General features: G+C 67.6%; 17 protein-coding genes. 11 read left to right on the top strand and 6 right to left on the bottom strand.

Going from position 1 to position 20,661, the window contains the following annotated elements; genetic code table 11:
* Nucleotides 1–78 precede the first annotated feature (78 nt).
* The 4 genes from ACO05L_RS04805 to flgK all read right to left on the bottom strand — a co-directional run bounded on the left by ACO05L_RS04805 (nt 79) and on the right by flgK (nt 5,910).
* Nucleotides 79–1,533: a UdgX family uracil-DNA binding protein gene (locus ACO05L_RS04805; RefSeq protein WP_421731034.1), complete on the bottom strand. Its 1,455-nt coding sequence runs from the start codon at nt 1,531–1,533 to the stop codon at nt 79–81.
* Nucleotides 1,533–2,774 carry a putative DNA modification/repair radical SAM protein gene (locus ACO05L_RS04800; RefSeq protein WP_421731033.1) on the bottom strand — a complete coding sequence of 414 codons (1,242 nt, stop codon included), beginning with the start codon at nt 2,772–2,774 and terminating at the stop codon, nt 1,533–1,535. The genes ACO05L_RS04805 and ACO05L_RS04800 overlap by 1 nt, the downstream gene beginning before the upstream one ends.
* A gap of 86 nt (nt 2,775–2,860) precedes the next feature.
* Nucleotides 2,861–3,787, bottom strand: coding sequence for a flagellin (locus ACO05L_RS04795; protein WP_421731032.1), 927 nt, complete (start codon nt 3,785–3,787; stop codon nt 2,861–2,863).
* Nucleotides 3,787–5,910: a flagellar hook-associated protein FlgK gene (gene flgK, locus ACO05L_RS04790; protein WP_421731031.1), complete on the bottom strand. Its 2,124-nt coding sequence runs from the start codon at nt 5,908–5,910 to the stop codon at nt 3,787–3,789. The genes ACO05L_RS04795 and flgK overlap by 1 nt, the downstream gene beginning before the upstream one ends.
* A 418-nt stretch (nt 5,911–6,328) precedes the next feature.
* Between flgK and ACO05L_RS04785 the strand changes: the two genes are divergently transcribed.
* The 7 genes from ACO05L_RS04785 (at nt 6,329) to ACO05L_RS04755 (ending at nt 15,453) form a co-directional block, all read left to right on the top strand.
* Nucleotides 6,329–7,774 carry a flagellar hook-length control protein FliK gene (locus tag ACO05L_RS04785; RefSeq protein ID WP_421731030.1) on the top strand — a complete coding sequence of 482 codons (1,446 nt, stop codon included), beginning with the start codon at nt 6,329–6,331 and terminating at the stop codon, nt 7,772–7,774.
* Between the two features lie 4 nt (nt 7,775–7,778).
* The gene (locus ACO05L_RS04780) at nt 7,779–8,516 is read left to right on the top strand and encodes a flagellar hook assembly protein FlgD (protein WP_421731029.1); all 738 of its coding nucleotides are present in this window, start codon (nt 7,779–7,781) and stop codon (nt 8,514–8,516) included.
* A 12-nt stretch (nt 8,517–8,528) separates the two neighbouring features.
* On the top strand, nt 8,529–10,001 hold the full coding sequence (gene flgE, locus ACO05L_RS04775) for a flagellar hook protein FlgE (RefSeq protein WP_421731028.1): 1,473 nt from the start codon (nt 8,529–8,531) through the stop codon (nt 9,999–10,001).
* Nucleotides 10,002–10,174: 173 nt separating this feature from the next.
* The gene (locus ACO05L_RS04770; RefSeq protein ID WP_421731027.1) at nt 10,175–10,459 is read left to right on the top strand and encodes a DUF1153 domain-containing protein; all 285 of its coding nucleotides are present in this window, start codon (nt 10,175–10,177) and stop codon (nt 10,457–10,459) included.
* 130 nt (nt 10,460–10,589) lie between these two features.
* The gene (gene mnmA / locus ACO05L_RS04765; RefSeq protein ID WP_421731026.1) at nt 10,590–11,828 is read left to right on the top strand and encodes a tRNA 2-thiouridine(34) synthase MnmA; all 1,239 of its coding nucleotides are present in this window, start codon (nt 10,590–10,592) and stop codon (nt 11,826–11,828) included.
* Nucleotides 11,829–11,931: 103 nt separating this feature from the next.
* Nucleotides 11,932–13,407 carry a methyl-accepting chemotaxis protein gene (locus ACO05L_RS04760; protein WP_421731025.1) on the top strand — a complete coding sequence of 492 codons (1,476 nt, stop codon included), beginning with the start codon at nt 11,932–11,934 and terminating at the stop codon, nt 13,405–13,407.
* Nucleotides 13,408–13,512: 105 nt separating this feature from the next.
* Nucleotides 13,513–15,453 (top strand): alpha/beta fold hydrolase, encoded by a 1,941-nt coding sequence (locus ACO05L_RS04755; RefSeq protein ID WP_421731024.1) that lies wholly within the window; start codon nt 13,513–13,515, stop codon nt 15,451–15,453.
* A 72-nt stretch (nt 15,454–15,525) separates the two neighbouring features.
* Here ACO05L_RS04755 and ACO05L_RS04750 read toward each other — a convergent pair whose 3' ends face one another.
* Entirely contained in the window at nt 15,526–16,017 is a 492-nt protein-coding gene (locus ACO05L_RS04750) for a winged helix-turn-helix transcriptional regulator (RefSeq protein WP_421731023.1), read from the bottom strand.
* A gap of 227 nt (nt 16,018–16,244) precedes the next feature.
* On the opposite strand from ACO05L_RS04750, the gene ACO05L_RS04745 reads away from it, so the two are divergent.
* The 4 genes from ACO05L_RS04745 (at nt 16,245) to ACO05L_RS04730 (ending at nt 19,638) form a co-directional block, all read left to right on the top strand.
* Entirely contained in the window at nt 16,245–17,081 is an 837-nt protein-coding gene (locus tag ACO05L_RS04745) for an acyl-CoA thioesterase (RefSeq protein WP_421731022.1), read from the top strand.
* Between the two features lie 117 nt (nt 17,082–17,198).
* Nucleotides 17,199–18,389 carry a thiolase family protein gene (locus tag ACO05L_RS04740; protein ID WP_421731021.1) on the top strand — a complete coding sequence of 397 codons (1,191 nt, stop codon included), beginning with the start codon at nt 17,199–17,201 and terminating at the stop codon, nt 18,387–18,389.
* Between the two features lie 111 nt (nt 18,390–18,500).
* Entirely contained in the window at nt 18,501–19,043 is a 543-nt protein-coding gene (gene eco / locus ACO05L_RS04735) for a serine protease inhibitor ecotin (RefSeq protein ID WP_421731020.1), read from the top strand.
* Nucleotides 19,044–19,296: 253 nt separating this feature from the next.
* Nucleotides 19,297–19,638, top strand: coding sequence for a VOC family protein (locus ACO05L_RS04730; protein ID WP_421731019.1), 342 nt, complete (start codon nt 19,297–19,299; stop codon nt 19,636–19,638).
* A gap of 15 nt (nt 19,639–19,653) precedes the next feature.
* Here ACO05L_RS04730 and ACO05L_RS04725 read toward each other — a convergent pair whose 3' ends face one another.
* A complete protein-coding gene (locus tag ACO05L_RS04725) occupies nt 19,654–20,640 on the bottom strand; it encodes a hypothetical protein (protein ID WP_421731018.1) in 987 nt (328 codons plus the stop codon).
* Nucleotides 20,641–20,661: the final 21 nt, after the last annotated feature.

Raw genomic sequence — 20,661 nt, 5'->3', positions numbered from 1 at the left:
GCGTTCGGATCCCCCGGTGTTCAGAGAAAGGCGAGGACGCGCCGCCGTCAAGTGCAGTGCAGCAATTGGCGACTGCAATCAGAGCAGGGCGCGGACCTTCTGCAGGTCGCGGACGAAGGCGGCGCGTTCGGAAATCCTGGCCGCCTCGTCCGGAAGCCGCAGCAGATAGGAGGGGTGGACGGTGATCATGGCCGTGGCGCCATCCGCCAGGGCGATGGGCTGGCCGCGCTCCCTGGTCACCGCCACCTTGCGGTTCAGCACCGCCAGGGACGCCGTCGCCCCCAGGGCCAGAATGACTTTTGGCCGCACCAGCCGCCGCTCATGATCCAGCCACCAGCGACAGGCGGATATCTCGCTGGTGTTGGGCGTCTTGTGCAGGCGGCGCTTGCCCTGAGGCTCGTGCTTGAAATGCTTGACGGCGTTGGTGACGAAGACGTCCTCGCGGTCGATGCCCGCCTCGGCGAGAGCGGCGTCCAGCACCTGGCCCGCCGGTCCGACGAACGGACGACCGGCCAGATCCTCCTGATCCCCCGGCTGTTCGCCGACGATCATCAGCGAGGCGGTCTTGGGCCCCTCGCCACAAACGCCCTGCGTCGCATCCCGGTACAGGTCGCAGCGGCGGCACGCCTGAACCCCGTGGCGCAGGTCGTCCAGCGACGACGGCGAGAAGCCTTCCTCGAACGATCCGTCGCGGGTGTGGCGCGCGATCTCGCGCAGCAGGCGGGCGTTGGGCGCAGGGTGGGGCGCCGCGACCATGGTCTCGGTGCGAACGGCGGATGCGGCGACCAGTTCGGGGATCAGCGCCGCCTCGGGCAGGTTCTTCCAGTACCGCTTGGGCATCTCGCCCTGCATGGTCTTTGTCTTCAGCCGCGCCGGGTTGAAGGTCGAGGCATAGTAGGTCTTCCAGAATTCCTCTACCGCGTCCTCATCGGGGGCGTCGGCGGCGCTGGCGGGCGGGCCGAACGCCAGCGACGCCCCGTCCCAGAAGGCCGAGCCGTCCGGCGTCAGGATCGACCACCGCATGGTGGTGAAGCGGTTGACGAAAAACGGCGCGGTCTTTTCCAGCACGCGGTGTGCGGGCTCGAACCAGGCGACGGCGGTCTCGCCATTCTCGTCCTCGACGAAGCGGAAGCGGACGAAGGCCTTCATCTTGTGGCTGGCGCGGCTGACGTTCCTGACCCTGTCGAGGGCGTCGACGATGTCGCGGTCCGACACCACCTTCATCAGATCCGGCTCGTCGCGCAGTCGCCACAGGATGCGGTACAGCAGGTCGAAGCGGTCGGCCGAGCGGTGCAGGATGACCTCTCTCGCCACGTCCACGAACGCCTTTGGAACCGAGAACCCCTCTTCCTTCCGCTCATCGCGGACAGGGCTGCGATCCTCGGTCGGGGTGTCGAACAACCCGCCCTGCCCCTCTGCGCCCGCCACCCGGAACGTGGCGTCCTCGGGCCTGATCCCCGCCAGCCGCAAGTCCCGCGCGGCCAGACGCCAGCCGTCGAAATCGGTCTCCGAGACCAGTTGGGCGACGCGCATCAGAACAGGCTCAGTTGCACCGGCGCGGGCTCGCGAACCAGTCGCGCGCGCAGATCCACGGCGTCGGTCAGTCCGCCCGGCGACCAGTCCAGGGCCGTGATGAAGGGCCGCACCTTGTCGATGCCCCGGCACAGGCGGGCGATGTCCTCCAGACGCAGGGTCCGGTATCGGCGCACAGAGATCATCCGGTCGACCGACTTCACCCCCAGGCCGGGCACCCGCAACAGCATCTCGCGGTCCGCCGTGTTCACATCGACCGGAAACTGCGCCCGGCTGTTCAGGGCCCAGGCCAGTTTCGGATCCACGGCCAGATCCAGCATCCCGCCGGTCGTCGCTTCGCCGATCTCGGGCGCCGAGAAACCATAGAACCGCATCAACCAGTCGGCCTGATACAGGCGATGCTCGCGCATCAGCGGCGGCTTGGACAGAGGCAGGGTCGAGCTGGAATCCGGGATGGGGCTGAAGGCGGAATAATAGACCCGGCGCAGGCCATAGCCGCCGTACAGCGACGCGCTGCGGTCGAGGATTTCGGTATCCGGCGCCCCGTCGGCGCCGACGATCAGCTGGGTGCTCTGGCCGGCCGGGGCGAATTTGGGCGGCTTGGCGCGGTCCTTTTTCTGAGGCTTGGCCGCCTCGACCCCCAGCCGCACCTGACCCATGGCCTTCTTGATGACGGCCATGTCCTTTTGCGGAGCCAGCCGGGTCAGGGCCTCCTCGCGCGGCAGTTCGATATTGGCCGACAGCCGGTCGGCATAGAGGCCCGCCTCGGCCACCAGTTTGGGGTCCGCCTCGGGGATCAGCTTCAGATGGATATAGCCGCGGAAGTCGTGATCGACCCGCAGCGTCTTGGCCACCAGCACCAGCTGTTCCATCGTGTAGTCGCCCGAGCGGATGATGCCCGACGACAGGAACAGGCCCTCGATATAGTTGCGCTTGTAGAAGTTGAGCGTCAGCTCGACGACCTCGTCCACGCTGAACCGCGCCCGCTGCACGTTCGAGGAGGCGCGATTGATGCAGTAGGCGCAGTCGTAGATGCAGAAGTTGGTCAGCAGGATCTTCAGCAGGGACACGCAGCGCCCGTCCGGCGTGTAGGCGTGGCAGATGCCCATCCCCTCGGTCGAGCCGATCCCCTTGCCGCCGACTGAGTTGCGTTTCGACGTGCCCGACGATGAGCATGAGGCATCGTACTTGGCCGCGTCCGCCAGGACGGCAAGCTTTCCGCGAAGATCGAGCTGGGCCATGTTCGCTTTATGTTCTCAAGCGAGAACAAGGTCCAGCGTGGCCGTAAAAGAAAGCGATTATCGGCGGTTAGCGTACCGAGCCGAGGTTATCGCAGATAGTTCAGCAGCGAGGTCTGGCTGAGCTGACTGATGACCTGGGCCGAGGCCTGAACGGCCAGTTGCGATAGCTGGATGTCCGTGACGGCCTGGGCCAGGTCGGCGTCAGTCTTGTTGCTGACCAGTTTTTCCAGCCCGTTCACCTGGGCGGTGTTGTTGGCGTTGATGGTCTCCAACTGCTTCTGCATCGTGCCGTTGCGCGAAGTCACGTTGACGATGTCGGTAACCGCGGCGCCCAGGCGCGTGATCTGCAGGTTCAGGAAGTCCTTCTGCGCGTCCGTGGGCTTGCCGGTCAGAGGGCCCGTCGCCGGGTCGGCGTGATAGGCCTGGATATCGCGCATGATCTCGAACACCACGCCGCCGACATCGCTGGCCAGATAGCCGGTCTGGACCGTGGTCTTCTCGCTGAGACGCGAGACCGTCGCCAGCTGATCATTGGTGAAGGTGTCGGCGACGGGGGCCGCAGCCAGTTCCGCCAGGGTCTTGGCGGTGACCGGGGGCGTCGAACTGTTGGAGCCGCTGAACAGATAGTCGCCCTGGTGCTGGGTGTTCAGTCCGGTCTGGATGACCTGGAAATTGCCCTGCAGCTCCAGCATCAGAACCTCGATGTTCTCAGACGCCAGGGCGGCGCTGATGGCGGTCCGGGCGTTGGTGATCCCGTCTCCGATCTGGGTCAGGGCCAGGTCCTGGGTATCCAGCCGGGCCGCGACCGCCTCGCCCGTATTGATGAAGCCCTGGATACGACCGGCCGCCGCCTTCAACGCCGTCAGATTCTCGGCCCCGCGACCGAAGCCGGTCATGTCGGTGGCGACCTTTTCGGTGGCCAGCCGGTTCTGCGCCTCGGACTGCTGGGCCTGGGCCGACATCAGGTTGAGCAGGGCCGACTGATAGTTGCCGGCGGTGGAAACTCGGGTCATCAGATCATTCCCAACAAGATGTCGTACATATCCTTGGCCGCCTGGATCAGCCGCGCCGACGCATTGAACGCCTGCTGATAGGTGGTCATGGCGACCAGTTCCTCATCCAGGTTGACCCCTTCATAGGAAACGCGGCGGGCGTCGGCCTCGGCACGGATGGCAGACGCGCTTTCGGACCGGGTCTTGGCCGCCGACGCCCGTGCGCCGATGTCGCCCGACAGGTCCGAGGCGTATCGGGCGATCGACATCGACCCGCCGGACGAGCCGCCCCCAGCCTGGAAGCTCACGGTGCGGGTTCCCGCGTCCGCCAGCCCCAAGGCGCCGCGACCATCGCCGCTGCTCAGCGCCGCTGCGCCGGGCGCCGCCGCCAGGTTCAGCTGGGCCAGGGCCAGTTTGGACGGATCGGTCTGGATGTCGTTGCGGATGGAGAATCCGTCCGCACGAGAGGCCCGGACCCCGCCGCCGATGCCGAACAGCTCGGTCAGGGACACGCCCGAGGGGACTTGAGTGGTCGTATCCTGAGCCACACTCAACACCGCCGGCGGCGAGCCCGAACCCCTGAAGGTCACGGCGCCATTGGCATCCAGCTCGAAGGTCCCGAACCGACCCACGCCGGTGACGGGATTGTTCAAGGCGTTCAGCAGTTCATCGACCTGGCCGGTCCCGCCCGTGGGCACAGCGACGGTGACGTTGCGCAGACGCACCCCGTCCGCCGAACTGAAGCTGAAGGAGACCGTCTCGCCGCCGGTGAAGCCGTGCTGGGAGGTCGGCGTCAGACCCATGTCGTAAACGGCCGTGCGGTCGCTGACGATCAGGTCGTTGAGGCCGAAGTAGTGCGAGAAGCCGCGCCCGGCCTTGTTGCTGCCCGCAGCGCCCGCCGCGTCGGCGATGGAGACGCCGCCCGTGCCGCCCGAGATGGTCAAGGCGCCGTTCGTGAACGAGGCGGTCGCTCCGCCCAGCTGGCCGTTCAGGGTGGTCAGGAAGGTCGCAGGCGTCGCGGCGACGCCGTTGATCGTCATCGACTGCGGCCCGGTGAAGATGATCTCCGCCTGGGCCGTGATCGCGCCAGTCGTGCGGTCGGTGATCGCGATCGTCGTCGTGCCGGTGAAGCCCGACAGGGCCGTTTCCAGCGACTGGCCGACGTTGCGCCCGGTCAGGGTCGTCGGCGCCGGCACGCTGGAGTTGGCGTTATGCGCCCGGTTCAGCTCGTCGGCGACATGGGTGATCAGCTCGGCCAGACGCTGGGCGGCGGCGGGCGCTTCGGTGTCGCGCAGCTCCAGCAGGCCCTTGATCTCGCCGCCGGCGATGGCGTCGGTGAACGACCGTTTCTGGCCACCCGGTTCAGTGACGAAGATATCGCTGAAGGTGCTTTCGGCGTTCACCGCTCCGGCCCCACGGTACTCCAGCGTCGCCGCGCCCGAACCCGCCAGAAGGATGCCCGAGCCTGTGCGGATCGACACCCCGCCATTGGCCCGGTCGGAGACCTTCACGTCCATCAGCTCGGCCAGCTGACTGACCAGACCGGCCTGGATCGTTTCGGCGCCCGAGGAATCGCCCGAGGTGACATGGGCGCGGGCGATCTCGACGTTCAGGGCCTCGATCTGCTGCAACAGACCGTTGGCCTTGGACACGGCGGTCTGGATGCGCCCGTCGGCATCCTCGCGCACGGCCTGGATCTGGGTGGCGATACGCGACGCCTCGTCGAACAGGGACTGCGCCTTGAAGATGGCTTCCTGTCGCAGCGGCGTGGAAGACGCGCTCTCCGACATGGCGGCGAAGGCCGAGAAGGCGCTGTCGATCCGCGAGAAGAATCCGCTGTCTCCGCCGGGATCGCCGAACAGGGACTGGATGCGGTCGTACAACTCATAACGGACGCCCTGGCGGGCGGCCTCGGAACCGGCGTTCAGGCTGGCCGACTGCAGGAAACGGTCGGTGGCCAGGCGTATCTGCGAGACCGTGACGCCCGCGCCGATGCCCTGGGTCGTCAGAGAGGTCTGTTCCGCGACCTTCCTGACATATCCGGGCGTGTTGACGTTGGCGACGTTGTCCGAGACCACGCGAAGTTGGGTCTGGGCGGTCTGCAAGCCGCTGTTGGCGATATTGAGGATGGAGTTCAGCGACATCCGGCGATCCCTCCACCCGTGAAGGCGTCAATGACGGCGGCGCCCGGCAAGCCCTGCCCGCCTGCACGCGCTTTTTGCCCGGCGCGCGAACGAACACGATCCGACAAGGCGTTGAAAAAACTAAAGATCGTCATGAGCGTGACAGACATGACCCGAGAGGCGCGCAATCTATGGGCCAATTGGAACGAGGCCTCGCCGCGGCCGGCGCTCGCACCAACGCGGCGCCGGGCAAAAAGCGACGGCGGCGCGGCAAATTTCGACCTCAGGCCCCGCCAGCACAGCGGCCGCCAATCCCAATTGGCGTTAAATAACAGCCTATTGAAAGGATTTGACCATCTGGCCCAAGGCTTGCGACGGCCTGTTCGAATGATCCGGCGCAGCAGGCGCCAACGCCTTCAATCCGGAAACGCCTGCTCTCATGCCGACGCCCGCCTCCCCGTCCGCCGTCTCGGCTGCGCCCCGCGCGGCCAGCCTCAACGCCGCCCGCCCTGCGGATGGCGTGCAGGCTGACGGCTTCGACACCATGGTGCGTTCGGCTGCCCGCGAAGAAGCTCCGCCAGCGCCCTCGCCCAAACACAGCGCCCCGCGCGCCGTGCCTGCCGACACCGTCCGAGCTGCGCACGCTGACGACGACACCCCTTCGCCGCAAGCCGTCGCCATCCCGACGCCGCCCCAGGATCAGCCGCCGGCTCCAACCGCCGCTGGCCTGGACGCCGCCACGACCGATGCAGCAATGGCGCCTGAGGCGAACCCGACACAGGCGGATGCGAGCCCCGCCCCCGTGGTCCCGACCGGCGCGCTTGCGCTCGCAGCGCTCCAGACCGAAGTTCAACCTCAACCGGCCCTGACCGGCTCGACGCCCCCCGCTGTCACCGGCGCAACCGATCACGCGGACCCTGCCGACACCCCCGCCATCCAGACCACGCCAAAGGGCGCAGACCCCGCTCAAGCGCAGGCCGCACAGGCCACGCTGATGCAGGCCATGCTGGACGCCGAAGCCGACACCGCAGCGGCGCCGGTTCCATCGGACACGCCTCAGGAAGCCACAGACGCGCTCCAGACCGCTGCCCTGCCGATCCCCAGGACAACCGCGCCGTCCAACGCCGCCGCATCCAACCCTGTGCCGGCAGAAGCAAAGGCGGACAACGCCAGCAAGGGCGATGCCTCCGGCCAGAACGCAGATCAGACCCCTAACGACGGCCAAAGCCGCGCCGATAGCCATGCCGCAACCCTGGCGGCGGCGAACGCCAAATCCGATCCCGCAACCGCACGCGCCGCCGCACCCGCCGCCGTCATGGCCCAGCTTCTGGACGCCGCCGCTCCGGACGCCCCGGACGCCCCGCCGCCCGCCGCCGGTCAGCCCGCCGCAACCGCGACCGCCTCGGCTCCTGCCATCGCCGTCACCGCCGCCGGCCAGTCTGGCCTGTCGCACATCAACGCCCAGGCCGTAGTCCATCTGGCGGCCCAGATCACCAAACGGCTGGAAGGCCGCTCGACCCAGTTCGACATGAGCATGACCCCCGAAGGTCTGGGCCGGGTCGATGTCAGCCTGGACATCGACGCCGACGGCCAGTTGGCCGCCCGTCTGGCCTTCGACAACCCACTGGCCGCCACGGACATGAAGGGCCGCGCCGACGAACTGCGCCGCCAGCTCGAAGACGCGGGCTTCACCCTGGCCCAGGACGCGCTCGACTTTTCCCAGCGCGACGGCTCGGCCCCCGGCGGCGGTTTCGACCGGCGTCAGAGCCGCGCCTTCGCCCATGCGTCCCGCAATGCGCTGGACGCCGATATCGCCGCCCCCGCCCAGGCTTCCGCCTGGATGTCTCTCACCGTGACGCCCCAGGGCGTCGACATGAAGGTCTGACGCGATGGTAGACGCCGTCACAACCAATGGAGCGTCCAGCAGGGTCGGCGCCGGCACGACGATGCTGGCCTCGAACTTCCAGACCTTCCTGACGCTGCTGACTTCGCAGCTGAAGAACCAGGACCCCCTGTCCCCGGTCGATTCCAACCAGTTCACCGCCCAGTTGACCCAGATGGCCGGCGTCGAGCAGCAGCTGCTGACCAACGACCTGCTGACCAGTCTGCTGGGCGCGCAACAGGCCGGCGGCCTGGGCACCGCCGCCACCTACATCGGCAAGGATGTTACTGCGGGTTGGTCGGCGACCACCCTGAAGGACGGCGCGGCGACCTGGAGCTACGAACTGGGCAAGGACGCCACCTCGGCCACGCTGCAGGTCGTGGACGGGACGGGCAAGGTCGTCTGGACCGGCGCCGCGACCGATCTGAAGACCGGCGTCCACGACTTCACCTGGGACGGCAAGACCACCGCCGGCGGCCAGATGTCGGACGGCGGCGTCTATTCACTGAAGATCACCGCTGCGAACGCCGCAGGCAAGATCGACAGCCAGGTCCTGACGCGCGGCCGGATCACCGGCGTCGAACTCTATAACGGCGAGCCCTACCTGACGGTGGGCAACTCGATCCTGCCGCTGTCCAGCGTCATCGCCCTGCAAGAACACACCGCAGTCGCCGAACCCGAGGATGAGCCCAGCGCGCTCGCCAAGGCCGCCTCCGCGCTGAACCCCCTCAACCTGTTTTCCTAAGGAGCTCCCCCCATGAGCATCAACAGCGCAATGCTGGCCGGCGTGTCCGGCCTCACCGCCAACGCCTCCGCCCTGGCCTCCATCTCCCAGAACATCGCCAACGTGAACACGGTCGGGTACAAACGCACCCAGACCGACTTCTCGACCGTGGTGAACAACCAGACCAGCGGCGTCAGCTATTCGGCCGGCGGTGTTCTGGCCAATACCCGCAACTTCGTCAGCCAGTCGGGCCAGTTGCAGCGCACCTCCTCGACCACCGATCTCGGCATCTCGGGCCAGGGCTTCTTCGTCACCACTGAAAAGCCTGAGGGACTGGACGCCAGCGACAGCCGGCTGTTCACCCGAGCCGGCGCCTTCCGCGTGGACGAGTTCGGCTATCTGAAGAACACGGCGGGTCTGTATCTGCAGGGCTGGCCGATCAACTCGGACGGTGTCGCGTCCTCGGATCCGTCCGACCTGACGCGCCTGAACTCGATCAACGTCAGCTCGGTCGGCGGCACGGCCGAGGCCACCACTCGCGCCCAGCTGAACGCCAACCTGAAATCCAGCCAGGCCGTCTCGGCCGCCGCGGCCGCCGCCGCCGCCTACGCCGCCGACCCGGCCGACCCCGCCGGCGTAGGCCGCTACAGCCCCTCGACGAACTCCATGGCCCAGTACGACGCCGAGGCCGGCACCGGGGTCAAGCCCGACTTCGAACTGACCGTCCCGGTGTCAGACTCCAAGGGCGGCCAGCGCACGGTCGCCATCTCCTTCCTGAAGAGCGACGTACCGAACCAGTGGTACGCAGAAATCCGGGCTGTTCCGGCCTCCGACGTCACCTCCACCGCGCCCCTGGTCAATGGCCAGATCAAGACCGGCATCGTCGCCTTCACCCAGGACGGTCGCCTGGACACCGCCGCCATGGCGGCCTTGGGCGCAAACGCCCTGTTCCCCGATCCCGCCAATGCGACCCTGACCTTCGGCGCCTCAAACTCGCCGACTCCCGCCGCGGGCTCCGCCAAATGGTCTGCAGGCCTGGGCATCGACGACCAGGTCGTGAACTTCGACCTGAGCGCCGCAGCGGGCGGCCTGACCCAGTACGACAGCGATTCCGTGGTTCAGGCCGTGACCACCAACGGGACCACCTTTGGTAACCTGGCCAGCGTCGAGATCGACGAAGACGGCTTCGTCACCGCCGTGTTCGACAACGGCGTGACCCGCAAGATCGCCCAGGTCGCCCTGGCGACCTTCCCCAGCCCCGACAGTCTGACCTCGGTCAACGGCAACGCCTATCAGGTCAGCCAGGGCTCGGGCACCTACAACCTCAAGGCGCCCGGCACGGGCGGTTCGGGTCTGATCGGGGCCTCGCAACTGGAAGCCTCCACGGTCGACCTGTCGGCGGAGTTCACCGGGCTCATCACCACCCAGAGAGCTTATTCGGCCTCGTCCAAGATCATCACCACAGCCGACGAAATGCTGGCTGAACTGATCAGCATCAAACGCTGATCGCTGGGTAAGTAATCGTTAGCTTCAATGAATCGTTGCTTTAATACTGGCCAGAACGCCGTTTTCGAAGAATCGGATTTTATCCTTTCCTTCACCACGACGCTTAAACGGCCTTTAGGTGCGACTGGGTACATTCACACTCACGAATGTGGTGGTGAATGAGGCAAAAGCCCATGTTGCAAGAGCGACGCCTGAATAACAAAGGCGAACAATACGTGGTTGGACCGACCGGCACCCCGCTGACGCTGCGGGACCTTCCTCCGCCCAATACGGACCGCTGGGTCATCCGCCGCAAGGCCGAGGTGGTCGCCGCCGTGCGCGGTGGTCTCCTGTCGCTGGAGGACGCGCTCAGCCAGTACCGTCTGACGGCCGAGGAGTTCATCGCTTGGCAGAAGGCCATCGACAAATGGGGCATGCAGGGCCTGCGCACGACGCGCATCCAAAGCTACCGCTCCTAGAAGTCCTCCCTCCCCGGGAACGCCTTCCTCGCGGAAGGAACTCGACGGCCGCGCCCGGCAATGGGCGCGGCCGTCGTCGTTTGGGGCTTCGATGCGCTGACACCTCGAAAATGACGACTATTGCGCCTATATGGCCGCGATGACCGTCGCAGCCGACCTCCTCGCAGATACCTTCTGCCCCATCCCGGACATCGCCCCCCTGTCGCCCGTCGACATGGATGCGGCGATCGAGGCGGCGCGCGCGGCGGTAGGCCTGCCTGTCGGGTCGCGGATCGTGGCGGCCATGTCGGGCGGGGTGGACTCCACCGTGGTCGCGGCCCTGCTGCACAAGGCGGGCTACGACGTGGTCGGCGTAACCCTGCAACTGTATGACCACGGCGCGGCGCTGAAGAAGAAGGGCGCCTGCTGTGCGGGACAGGATATCCACGACGCCCGCCTGGCCGCCGAGACCCTGGGCATCCCCCACTATGTTCTGGATTACGAAAGCCGCTTCCGCGACGCGGTGATCGACCAGTTCGCCGACAGTTATCTGAAGGGCCAGACGCCGGTCCCCTGTATCCGGTGCAACCAGACTGTGAAGTTCCGTGACCTGCTGGACGTGGCCCGCGACCTGGGCGCCGCCGCCATGGCCACGGGTCACTATGTCGGTCGGGCCGTCACGACCGAAGGCCGGGTGCAGATGCGCAAGGCCATCGACCACTCACGCGACCAGTCCTATTTCCTTTTCGCCACGACGCCGGACCAACTCGATTATCTGCGGTTCCCGTTGGCTGGGCTGGAGAAGCCGGTGGTGCGCGGCGTCGCCGCTGAACTGGGCCTGAGGATCGCAGCCAAGCCTGACAGCCAGGACATCTGTTTCGTGCCATCGGGCGACTATCGCACCCTGATCGACCGTCTGCGTCCGCAGGGCCGCGAGGCGGGCGAGATCGTGCACATGGACGGTCGCGTCCTGGGCAAGCACGCCGGCATCACCGACTACACCATAGGCCAGCGCCGAGGGCTGAACGTCGCCGTGGGCGAACCCCTGTTTGTGACCAGGCTGGACCCGGATCAACGCCGTGTCATCGTCGGCCCGCGCGAGGCCCTGCTGACGGCGTCCCTGACGCTGGACGAAACCAACTGGTTGGGTGACCAGACATCCATCGAGGCCGCCGCCTCTGAGAATACGCCGGTTCTGGCCCGCGTCCGATCGACGCGCCCGCCCTCGCCCGCGCGCCTGACCCTGGTCGAGGGCGTGATGTCGGTGGTCTTTGATCAGGGTGAGGAAGGCGTCGCGCCCGGGCAGGCCTGCGCCCTGTATGACCCGACCGATCCCGACCGGCTGCTGGGCGGCGGCTTCATCCGCGACACCATAGCCAGCGCCAGCTGAAGGTCAGGCATAGGTACATTCCCCTAGGCTGCAGTTCAGCCGACCGTAAGTCGGTATATCCACACAGCGGCTAGGGCTATCGGCCCGGTGTGGAGTGAAGCCAATGTCGCGCGAAGATATCGAACGCAGAACCGCCTTCATGGGCCTTGGCCACCGTTCGCCGGGCTATGCCGAGCAGGAAAACCTGTTGCGCCAGACCCTGCCCCAGGCGCTGGAGGCCTTTTACGACCGGGTCCGCGTGACGCCCGAAACCCGCGCCTTCTTCCGCGACGAGACCCATATCGGCACGGCCAAATCGGCCCAGGTCAGCCACTGGGATGCGATCATCGAGGGTCGGGCCGACGTCGCCTATGGCCAGGCCGTCCGGCGGATCGGCGCCGTCCACGCCCGTATCGGTCTGGAACCCCGCTGGTACATGGGCGGCTACAGCGTCGTGCTGGCCCGGCTGCTGGAGGCGATCACCACCCGGCCGCGCAGGCTGTTCGACCGTGACCATGACCGTCGCACCGCCGAGGCGACGGGCGAGTTGAGCCGACGCGTCATGCTGGACATGGACCTGGCCATCTCGACCTATCTGGAGGCGCTTCAGGAAGAACGCGCCCGCATCGAGGCCGACAAGGCCGAGGCCGAGGCGCGTCAGGCCCAGGTCGTCGCGATCCTGAGCGGGGCGCTCAAGACCCTGGCCGCAGGGGACCTGGCCTCGACCATCACCGCCCCGGTCGCCGAGGAGTACATCGGGCTGAAGGACGACTTCAACGCCGCCGTCAAAGCCCTGCGCGAGGCGTTTGCGGCCGTCACCGAAAGCGCCGCCGCCGTTGGCAGCGGCTCGATGCAGCTGGCCCGCGCCTCCGACGATCTGGCCACCCGGACCGAGCGTCAGGCCGCCACCGTCGAGCGCACCTCCAACAACGCCGAGCAGATCGCCGATTCCGTCGAACAGACCGCCGTCGCCGCCAAGCAGAGCGTCGAGGCCGTCGATACCGCCCGCCGCGACGTCGAAAGCGGCATCCAGGTCGTCGCCGAAGCCACCCAGGCCATGGCCGCCATCAGCGAGTCGTCCGGCAATGTGGGCGGTTTCGTCACCCTGATCGACGAAATCGCCTTCCAGACAAATCTGCTGGCCCTGAACGCCGGGGTCGAGGCGGCGCGGGCGGGCGACAGCGGTCGCGGCTTTGCGGTCGTGGCCTCCGAAGTCCGCGCCCTCGCCCAACGCTCTGCGGCCGCTGCCCGCGAGATCCGCACCGTCATGCAGAAATCCAGCGAGGAGGTGTCGCGCGGCGTCGATCTGGTCACCCGGACCGGCGACGCCCTGGGCCGCATCGGCGAACGCGTCGCCGACGTGGACGCCTTGGCGCGCGGCATGGCGATCTCGGCCCGCGATCAGGCGGATCGGCTTTCGGACATCAAGCGCGCCATCGTCCAGATCGACGAGATCACCCAACAGAACGCCGCCATGACCGAAGAGGCCACCGCCGCCAGCCGCCAGTTGGCCGCCGAAGCCGAGTCCCTGGTCCTGAAGGTGCAGCGCTTCGACATCGGTTTGCCGACGGGTCACATTCAGCGTCGCCGCGCCGCCTGATGGGCGGTGCTCACAGACCCGCGATCATTAAATCGAGGACAGGTCGCATCTGAAATGGTGTGATGGCGGCTCTAGGGATCAACATCATTCGACAAGGGGCTTGTCATGCGCGTCGTCACTCTGGTTTCCGTCCTGGCCTTGATGGCCGCGGCACCCGCCGCATTCGCCATGCCCGCCGAGCCGCAAACGACTGCGGCCTCGGCGGCTGCGACCCCGACCTACACCTCGGCCCAGTTCTACGACACGACCAGCTTCGGCATGGCCTATTCGGGTGCCAAGGCCTTTTCGCCGGACGGCGCCTCGGTGCTGATCAGCTCGGACAAGACCGGCGTGTTCAACGTCTATGCCCTGCCCGTGGCTGGCGGTGAGCCCACGGCCCTGACCGCCTCGACCACCAGCGCGGCCCGCGCCGTCAGCTATTTCCCCGCCGATGGCCGGGTCCTGTTCACCCAGGACGGCGGCGGCGACGAACTGGACCACCTGTTCGTGCGGGCCGAAGACGGAACGATCACCGACCTGACGCCGGGCGAGAAGCTCAAGGCCGACTTCTTTGGCTGGAGCCGCGACGGCAAGACCTTCTACGTCATGTCCAACGGCCGCGACGAAGCCGCCTTCGACATCATCGCCTATGACGCCGCCACCTATGAACATCGGGTCGTCTATCAGAACCCCGGCGAATACTCGCCCGCCGCCCTGTCGCCGGACGGCCGCTGGCTGGTGCTCGACAAGTCCCTGACCAGCGCCAACAACGACCTCTATCTGGTGGATCTGACGGCATCGGGCGCCGAGCCGACCCTGCTGACGCCGCACACGGGCGACGTCGCTTACGGCGCCTATGACTTCACGCCGGATTCCAAGGCCATCCTGATCGGCACCAACGAAGGCGGCGAGTTCACCCAGGCCATCCGCCAGGACCTGGCCACCGGCGAACGGACCCCCGTCGTCCAGGCCGACTGGGACACCAGTTTCGTCTTCTATTCACCCTCGGGCCGTTACCGCGTCTCGGCCCTGAACGCCGACGCCAAGACCGAACTGACCTTGCTGGACACCACCACCAACCGCCCCGTGGCCCTGACCGGCCTGCCCGATGGCGACATCGGCAGCGTCCGCTTCACCGATGACGAAAGCCGGATCGCCTTCACCGTGGCGTCAGACACCTCGCCCTCCGACGTCTTCGTCGCCGACCTGGCCACCGGCCAGGCGCAGCGCCTGACCCACGCCTTGAACCCGGCCATCGACGAGGACGTGCTGGTCGAGGCGACCATCGTCCGCTACCCGGGCGAAGGCGGGGTGATGGTCCCGGCGGTGCTTTACAGGCCCACAGGCGCATCGGCCGCCAACCCTGCGCCGGCCATCGTCCTGGTGCATGGCGGACCGGGCGGCCAGACGCGTCGCGGCTATTCGGCCATGGTCCAGCATCTGGTTAACCACGGCTATGCGGTGCTGGGCGCCAACAACCGGGGCTCGTCCGGTTACGGCAAGACCTTCTTCCACATGGACGACAAGAAGCACGGCGAGGCCGATCTGCGCGACATCGTCGCCGGCGGCGAATGGCTGCGCCAACAGGACTGGGTCGCCGACGATCAGGTGGCGGTGATGGGCGGGTCCTACGGCGGCTACATGACCGCCGCGGCCCTGGCCTTCCACCCCGACGCCTTCGCCGCGGGGGTCAACATCTTCGGCGTGACCAACTGGGTGCGGACGCTGGAATCCATCCCGGCCTGGTGGGGCGCCAACCGCACGGCCCTGTTCGACGAGATGGGTGACCCGGCCACTGACGCCGAGCGTCACCGCGCCATCTCGCCCCTGTTCCACACCGACGGGATCACCAAGCCCCTGCTGGTGGTCCAGGGCGCCAACGACCCGCGCGTGTTGCAGGTCGAGAGCGACGAACTGGTCGCCGCCGTCCGCGCCAACAATGTGCCGGTCGAATACGTCCTCTTCCCCAACGAGGGCCACGGCTTCACCCGCCGCGACAACCGCATCACCGCCCAGGACGCCTATCTGGCCTTCCTGGACAAGTATGTGAGGAAGACGGGGGAGTAGGCTGCGCCTATCAAGGGATGACGGGAGCCGGGTCCACCGCAGGGTGGGTCCGGCTTTCGTCGTTTCAGCCGCCTAGGCTGCTTCGTCGCGGGGCATGACGTCGCCGACCGTGGGGCGGTTTTCCTTGCGGGTCAGAAGGATGTCGCGGCCCTTCACGATCTCCTGACAGTGGTTGCAGGCGATGCGCGGGTCCAGGGTGTGGCCGCAGGTGTTGTGGATCATGTCGACGCCGCTGTCGGCCTCGCCATAGACGTGCTTGTTGCCCCAGGCGTGCAGGGTGACCAGCACGGCCGACAGGTCCTTGCCCTTGGCGGTCAGGACGTATTCGTTGCGCGGCGGGCGTTCGGAATAGAGCCGCGGCTCCAGCACCCCATGGGCGACCAGGGTCTTGAGCCGCGCGGCCAGGACGTTGCGGGCCACGCCCAGCCGGTCCTGCCACTGCTCGAACCGCGTCAGGCCCTGGAAGGCGTCGCGAATGACCAGCAGGGTCCACGGATCGCCGATGACCTCCAGCGTCGCCGCGATGGAACAGCTTTGTTTTGAATAGTCTGCGGTGCGGCCCATGTCCCGAAAGTGACCTCGCGTCAGCCAATTTGCAAGTGGGTTGTCAAACCGAACGGAGTAGGTCAGTCTCGTTAGGCAACTAACGTCGGCGCTCGCCGGGGTTTCCTGCATTCCTCGACTTCAACGGGCGGAGGTTCAGCGCTTCCGCCCGTCTTCTTGCGGCGCTATCGAACCTCATGACCCCAGAGCCCTCACTCAAAGCCCAAAGCCTGACACAGGCCCTGACATTGACCGCAGACCCGGCCGGGCGGCTGATCGCCGACCTGCACGGCGATTTCTCCAATGGTCCGGTGAGCCAGCCGCCCGAGGCAGGCTTTCCCTTCGGGGGTCTGCTGGCCGCCCTGTCGTGCGAGGCGATGCGCCACGGCCTTGCGGTCCGCGCCCCGCTGAGGAACCTGCACGTCCAGTATCTGTCGGCGGCGCGCTTCGGCCAGCCGCTGGTCTTCACCCCGCGCCTGCTGCGCGGCGGGCGCTCCATCGCCTTCGCCACGGTCGAGGCCGGCCAGACGGTGACGGGGTCCGAGCACCGGGTGACCCATCACGCCACCGCCACCTTCGGCGACGATACGCCCGGCGTCGCGGTCACGCCCCTGACGCGGGTTCCGCCGCCGCTGAACAGTCTGGACCCGCGCGACGCCATGCGCGGCCCCATGGCGCCCCATTTCGCCCAGCACGTCGAACAGCGCTTCGACGGCGGCCCCAACATCCTGGGCGGCAACGAGGGCAGGCCAGCGGTCGAGCGACTATGGATGCGCTGTCGCGACGGCGCGCCGCTGGACACCACGCGCATAGCCTATCTGCTGGACGCGCTGTATCCGCCCAGCTGGACCCTGTTCAAACGCCCGCCGATGATGGCGACGGTGGACCTGCGCTATGATTTCCTGGCCGAGCCGACGCCGGAGACCGCGCCCGACGGCTGGGCCTTTTTCGAGTTCAGCCTGCTGGATTTCGGCGGCGGCTGGACGGTGGACGAGGCCATCGCCTGGGGGGCCGACGGCACGCCCCTGGCCCTGGCGCGCCAACGACGCAAACTGGCGCCGCAGCGCCCGGATCGTGCGCCCTGAGGCCTTTGCAGAACCCGACTTTCGGTTGACACCTGCCGTGTTCGCACTTGCACAACGGCCGCCGAGCGTCGATCTAACACCCGTATTCAGAAGAACCGATCCGTCAGGAACCCCTCCATGTCCGCTTCCAACGACCCCATCGTCATCGTCTCCTTCGCCCGCACCCCGATGGGCGGCTTCCAGGGCGCCTTTGCCGGGGTCAAGTCGACCGAGCTGGGCGCCACGGCGGTGAAGGCGGCGGTTGATCGCGCGGGCGTCGATCCGGCCAAGATCGACCAGATCTACATGGGCTGCGTCCTGCCTGCCGGCCTGGGTCAGGCCCCGGCGCGCCAGGCCGCCATCGGCGCCGGCCTGGGTCAGCATGTCGAGGCCACCACCCTGAACAAGATGTGCGGCTCGGGTCTTCAGGCCGTGATGATGGCCTCAGACAGCCTGGCCGCCGGTTCGGCCGACATCATTGTGGCGGGCGGCATGGAATCCATGACCGGTGCCCCCTTCCTGATGAACAAGCACCGCGCCGGCGCCCGCATCGGCCATGACGTCATCGTCGATTCCATGATGATGGACGGGCTGGAAGACGCCTATCAGGCCGGCAAGCCGATGGGCGCGTTCGCCGAGGATACGGCCGGCGCCTATCAGTTCAGCCGCGAGGCCCAGGACGCCTATGCCGTTGAAAGCCTGAACCGCGCCGTGGCCGCCATCGCGTCCGGCGCCTTCAAGGCCGAGATCACCCCGGTCGAGGTCCAGGGCCGCAAGGGCAGCGTCACGGTCGACACCGACGAACAGCCCGGCAAGGCCATGCCCGAGAAGATCCCCGGCCTGAAGCCCGCCTTCGCCAAGGACGGCACCATCACCGCCGCCTCCTCGGCCTCGATCTCGGACGGCGCCGCCGCCCTGGTCCTGACGCGCGAGAGCGTGGCCAAGGCGATGAACCTGCCCATCGTGGCCCGGATCGTCAGCCACTCGGCCCACGCCCACGAGCCCGGCCTGTTCACCACCGCCCCCGTCCCCGCCATGCAGAAGGCGCTGAAGAAGGCCGGCTGGTCGGTCGAGGATGTCGATCTGTGGGAGATCAACGAGGCCTTCGCCGTCGTGCCCATGATCGCCATGCAGGAACTGGGCATGCCCCATTCCAAGGTGAACGTAAACGGCGGCGCCACCGCCCTGGGCCACCCGATCGGCGCGTCCGGCGCGCGGGTCCTGACCACCCTGCTGGGCGCGCTTCAGGCGCGGGGCGGCAAGAAGGGCGTGGCCAGCCTGTGCATCGGCGGCGGCGAGGCCGTGGCCCTGGCGGTCGAACTGGTCTGACAGGGCCCTGAGGCAGACATTTTCAGCTTGGCCGCCGGATCAAGGAACTGTCATCCCCGATTTCGGGTTTAGTCGGCACAAGAGCTGCGCTCCGAACCGGAAAGACCGCCCATGACCGTCCTCAACAGCCGCCCTGCCTCCACCCTCGCCGCAGTCGCGGTCGGCGCGCTGATGCTGGGGTTGGGCGCCTGCGCGACGGCCAGCGCGTCCGCGCCTGTGGTCGAGAACGCTGCGGGCCAGGTCGCCCCTGGGCGCGATGATCTGACGGCATTCCCCGCCGCCACGGCCGATCAGGCCCGCTACGTCATCCGCCTGCCCGAGCGCGCCAACGAAGATGACTTCAAGGTCGAACTGATCGTCGGCCGCACCCAGATGGTGGATTGCAACCTGCACAGCCTGGGCGGCGCCATCGAGACGCGCACGGCCCAGGGCTGGGGCTATGACTATTTCGTGGTCAGCAAGCTGGACCAGGGCGTTTCGACCCTGATGGGCTGTCCGGACAGTACGCTCAAGGAAGCCTTCGTCCGGGGCGGCGGCGCGCCCACCCTGATACGCTACAACAGCCGCCTGCCGGTCGTGGTCTATGCGCCCCACGACGTGGAGGTGCGTTATCGCGTCTGGAGCGCCGGCCCCGAGGAACACGCGCCCCGCTGAGGTCATGGCGGCTCCGGCTTTGCAGCGTCAGGTCGGGCGCGGCGTGGGCGGCCAGGACGCTGGCGACGCGGGCTTTGCGGGCGGGCGCTGGGCTGACTCGGGCCTGTTCTGCTCGGCCGACATCAATCGCCTCAGACCCGCGCTGCCGGTCGTAAGTACAATCATGACCCGCCTCCTGATATTGAGAACTGTTATCATGTTTGCGCATCCGCCCGGGGTCTGGCAAGCCCCTATCGCAGCAGGGAGTTGAGACATGCGTGAGGACGGCAAGATCGACTATCTGGAGCTGCCTGCCAGCGCGACCGTGACGGTCAAGGCCTTCTATGGCCAGGCGTTCGGCTGGACCTTCCAGGACTATGGCCCGACCTATGCGGCCTTCAGCGAAGGGCTGGACGGGGGGTTCGACGCCGATTCGGAGAACCATTCGCCGGTCCCCCTGCCCGTCCTCTACGCCCACGATCTGGAGGCCATGCAGGCCAAGGTGAAGGCGGCGGGCGGCGTGATCGTGCGGCCGATCTTCGCCTTCCCGGGCGGACGACGGTTCCACTTCCGCGACCCGGCGGGCACCGAACTGGCGGTCTGGTCGGAAGGCTAGCGCGGGGCCGAAGCCCTATCTGACGTCGATGTTCTGGGCGATGGTCTCGGCCAGGGTGCGGTCGGCGCCGTCCAGGCTGGACACCCAGATATGCACCTCACGCGGGGCCGTGCCGCGCTGGAACAGATGCTCCAGCGGATGGCGCACGCCGCCTTCGGTCAAGACAACCGAGTTGCGCCCGCCGGCCTGAACCTGTTCGCCCGAATAGATCGGGAACTGCGACGTCGGACCAGCATAGACGGTCACGAACGACTGCTCGCCGCGCCGGATCGTATAGATGCGGAAATCAGGTCCCGGACGGCCAGTCGTGATGCTGAAGCCGGGCGGCAGGTCCGCCGTGAACGGCAGGGCGGCGACTGCGCGGGCGTCCAGCACAGTCGGGGCTGCGGGGGCCGCCTCCGCCTCGGGCCCGGGAGCGGGTGAAGCGGTGGAGGCAGGAGCCGCCACCGTCGGCCTCGGCGCAGCGGACGGTCGGGGGGAAATCACTTCGGGGGCGGCGGACGCCAAGGGCATGGGTTCGGGCGCAAACGTCGAGGGACTGGCGGACGGCCGTGTGTTCGGCGTCGCCGAAGGCGCGGGCTGACGGGCAGGTGCAGCCGTGCCGGAGGACGCTGGGGGGGTCCGTGTTGCAGGCGGCGGGGTTGCGGTCGCGGGCGTCGGACGCGGGGCCGCCAGGGCCTCGGCGACCGGATCGCGAGGACGGGGCGCGGGGGCCGCCGTCGAAGTCGCTGGAGGGTTCGCCGGAGCCGTGCTGGACACGGGCGCAGTGGCCCGAGGCTGTTGAGCCGCCGGAGCCGACATTGGCGCAGTCGTCATGGGCGCGGGCACGACGGGCGCGGGCGCCTGGACGGCGGACGGTGCGCTGTTCAGGTTGCGCGTCAGGGCGCTTTCGTTCGACTGACCTGCAGCCTGGCGCGCCGGCGCCGTCTGGGCCAGGACGGGGGTCGCAGCCAGCAGGGCGAGGCCAGCGACGGATGCGAGCAGACGATAAGGTTGGGTCATGGGCCAACCTTCGCGCCTCAT

This window comes from Brevundimonas sp. (assembly GCF_965227765.1).
GTDB lineage: Bacteria > Pseudomonadota > Alphaproteobacteria > Caulobacterales > Caulobacteraceae > Brevundimonas.
Note: the sequence above shows the minus strand (reverse complement) of the source record. Positions and strands in the feature narration are given on the sequence as shown.

Excerpts from the sequence above, each read along its gene's own strand:
- ACO05L_RS04805 (WP_421731034.1), bottom strand. The coding sequence starts at position 1,533 with ATGCGCGTCGCCCAACTGGTCTCGGAGACCGATTTCGACGGCTGGCGT.
- ACO05L_RS04800 (WP_421731033.1), bottom strand. The coding sequence starts at position 2,774 with ATGGCCCAGCTCGATCTTCGCGGAAAGCTTGCCGTCCTGGCGGACGCG.
- ACO05L_RS04795 (WP_421731032.1), bottom strand. The coding sequence starts at position 3,787 with ATGACCCGAGTTTCCACCGCCGGCAACTATCAGTCGGCCCTGCTCAAC.
- flgK (WP_421731031.1), bottom strand. The coding sequence starts at position 5,910 with ATGTCGCTGAACTCCATCCTCAATATCGCCAACAGCGGCTTGCAGACC.
- ACO05L_RS04785 (WP_421731030.1), top strand. The coding sequence starts at position 6,329 with ATGCCGACGCCCGCCTCCCCGTCCGCCGTCTCGGCTGCGCCCCGCGCG.
- ACO05L_RS04780 (WP_421731029.1), top strand. The coding sequence starts at position 7,779 with ATGGTAGACGCCGTCACAACCAATGGAGCGTCCAGCAGGGTCGGCGCC.
- flgE (WP_421731028.1), top strand. The coding sequence starts at position 8,529 with ATGAGCATCAACAGCGCAATGCTGGCCGGCGTGTCCGGCCTCACCGCC.
- ACO05L_RS04770 (WP_421731027.1), top strand. The coding sequence starts at position 10,175 with ATGTTGCAAGAGCGACGCCTGAATAACAAAGGCGAACAATACGTGGTT.
- mnmA (WP_421731026.1), top strand. The coding sequence starts at position 10,590 with ATGGCCGCGATGACCGTCGCAGCCGACCTCCTCGCAGATACCTTCTGC.
- ACO05L_RS04760 (WP_421731025.1), top strand. The coding sequence starts at position 11,932 with ATGTCGCGCGAAGATATCGAACGCAGAACCGCCTTCATGGGCCTTGGC.
- ACO05L_RS04755 (WP_421731024.1), top strand. The coding sequence starts at position 13,513 with ATGCGCGTCGTCACTCTGGTTTCCGTCCTGGCCTTGATGGCCGCGGCA.
- ACO05L_RS04750 (WP_421731023.1), bottom strand. The coding sequence starts at position 16,017 with ATGGGCCGCACCGCAGACTATTCAAAACAAAGCTGTTCCATCGCGGCG.
- ACO05L_RS04740 (WP_421731021.1), top strand. The coding sequence starts at position 17,199 with ATGTCCGCTTCCAACGACCCCATCGTCATCGTCTCCTTCGCCCGCACC.
- eco (WP_421731020.1), top strand. The coding sequence starts at position 18,501 with ATGACCGTCCTCAACAGCCGCCCTGCCTCCACCCTCGCCGCAGTCGCG.
- ACO05L_RS04730 (WP_421731019.1), top strand. The coding sequence starts at position 19,297 with ATGCGTGAGGACGGCAAGATCGACTATCTGGAGCTGCCTGCCAGCGCG.
- ACO05L_RS04725 (WP_421731018.1), bottom strand. The coding sequence starts at position 20,640 with ATGACCCAACCTTATCGTCTGCTCGCATCCGTCGCTGGCCTCGCCCTG.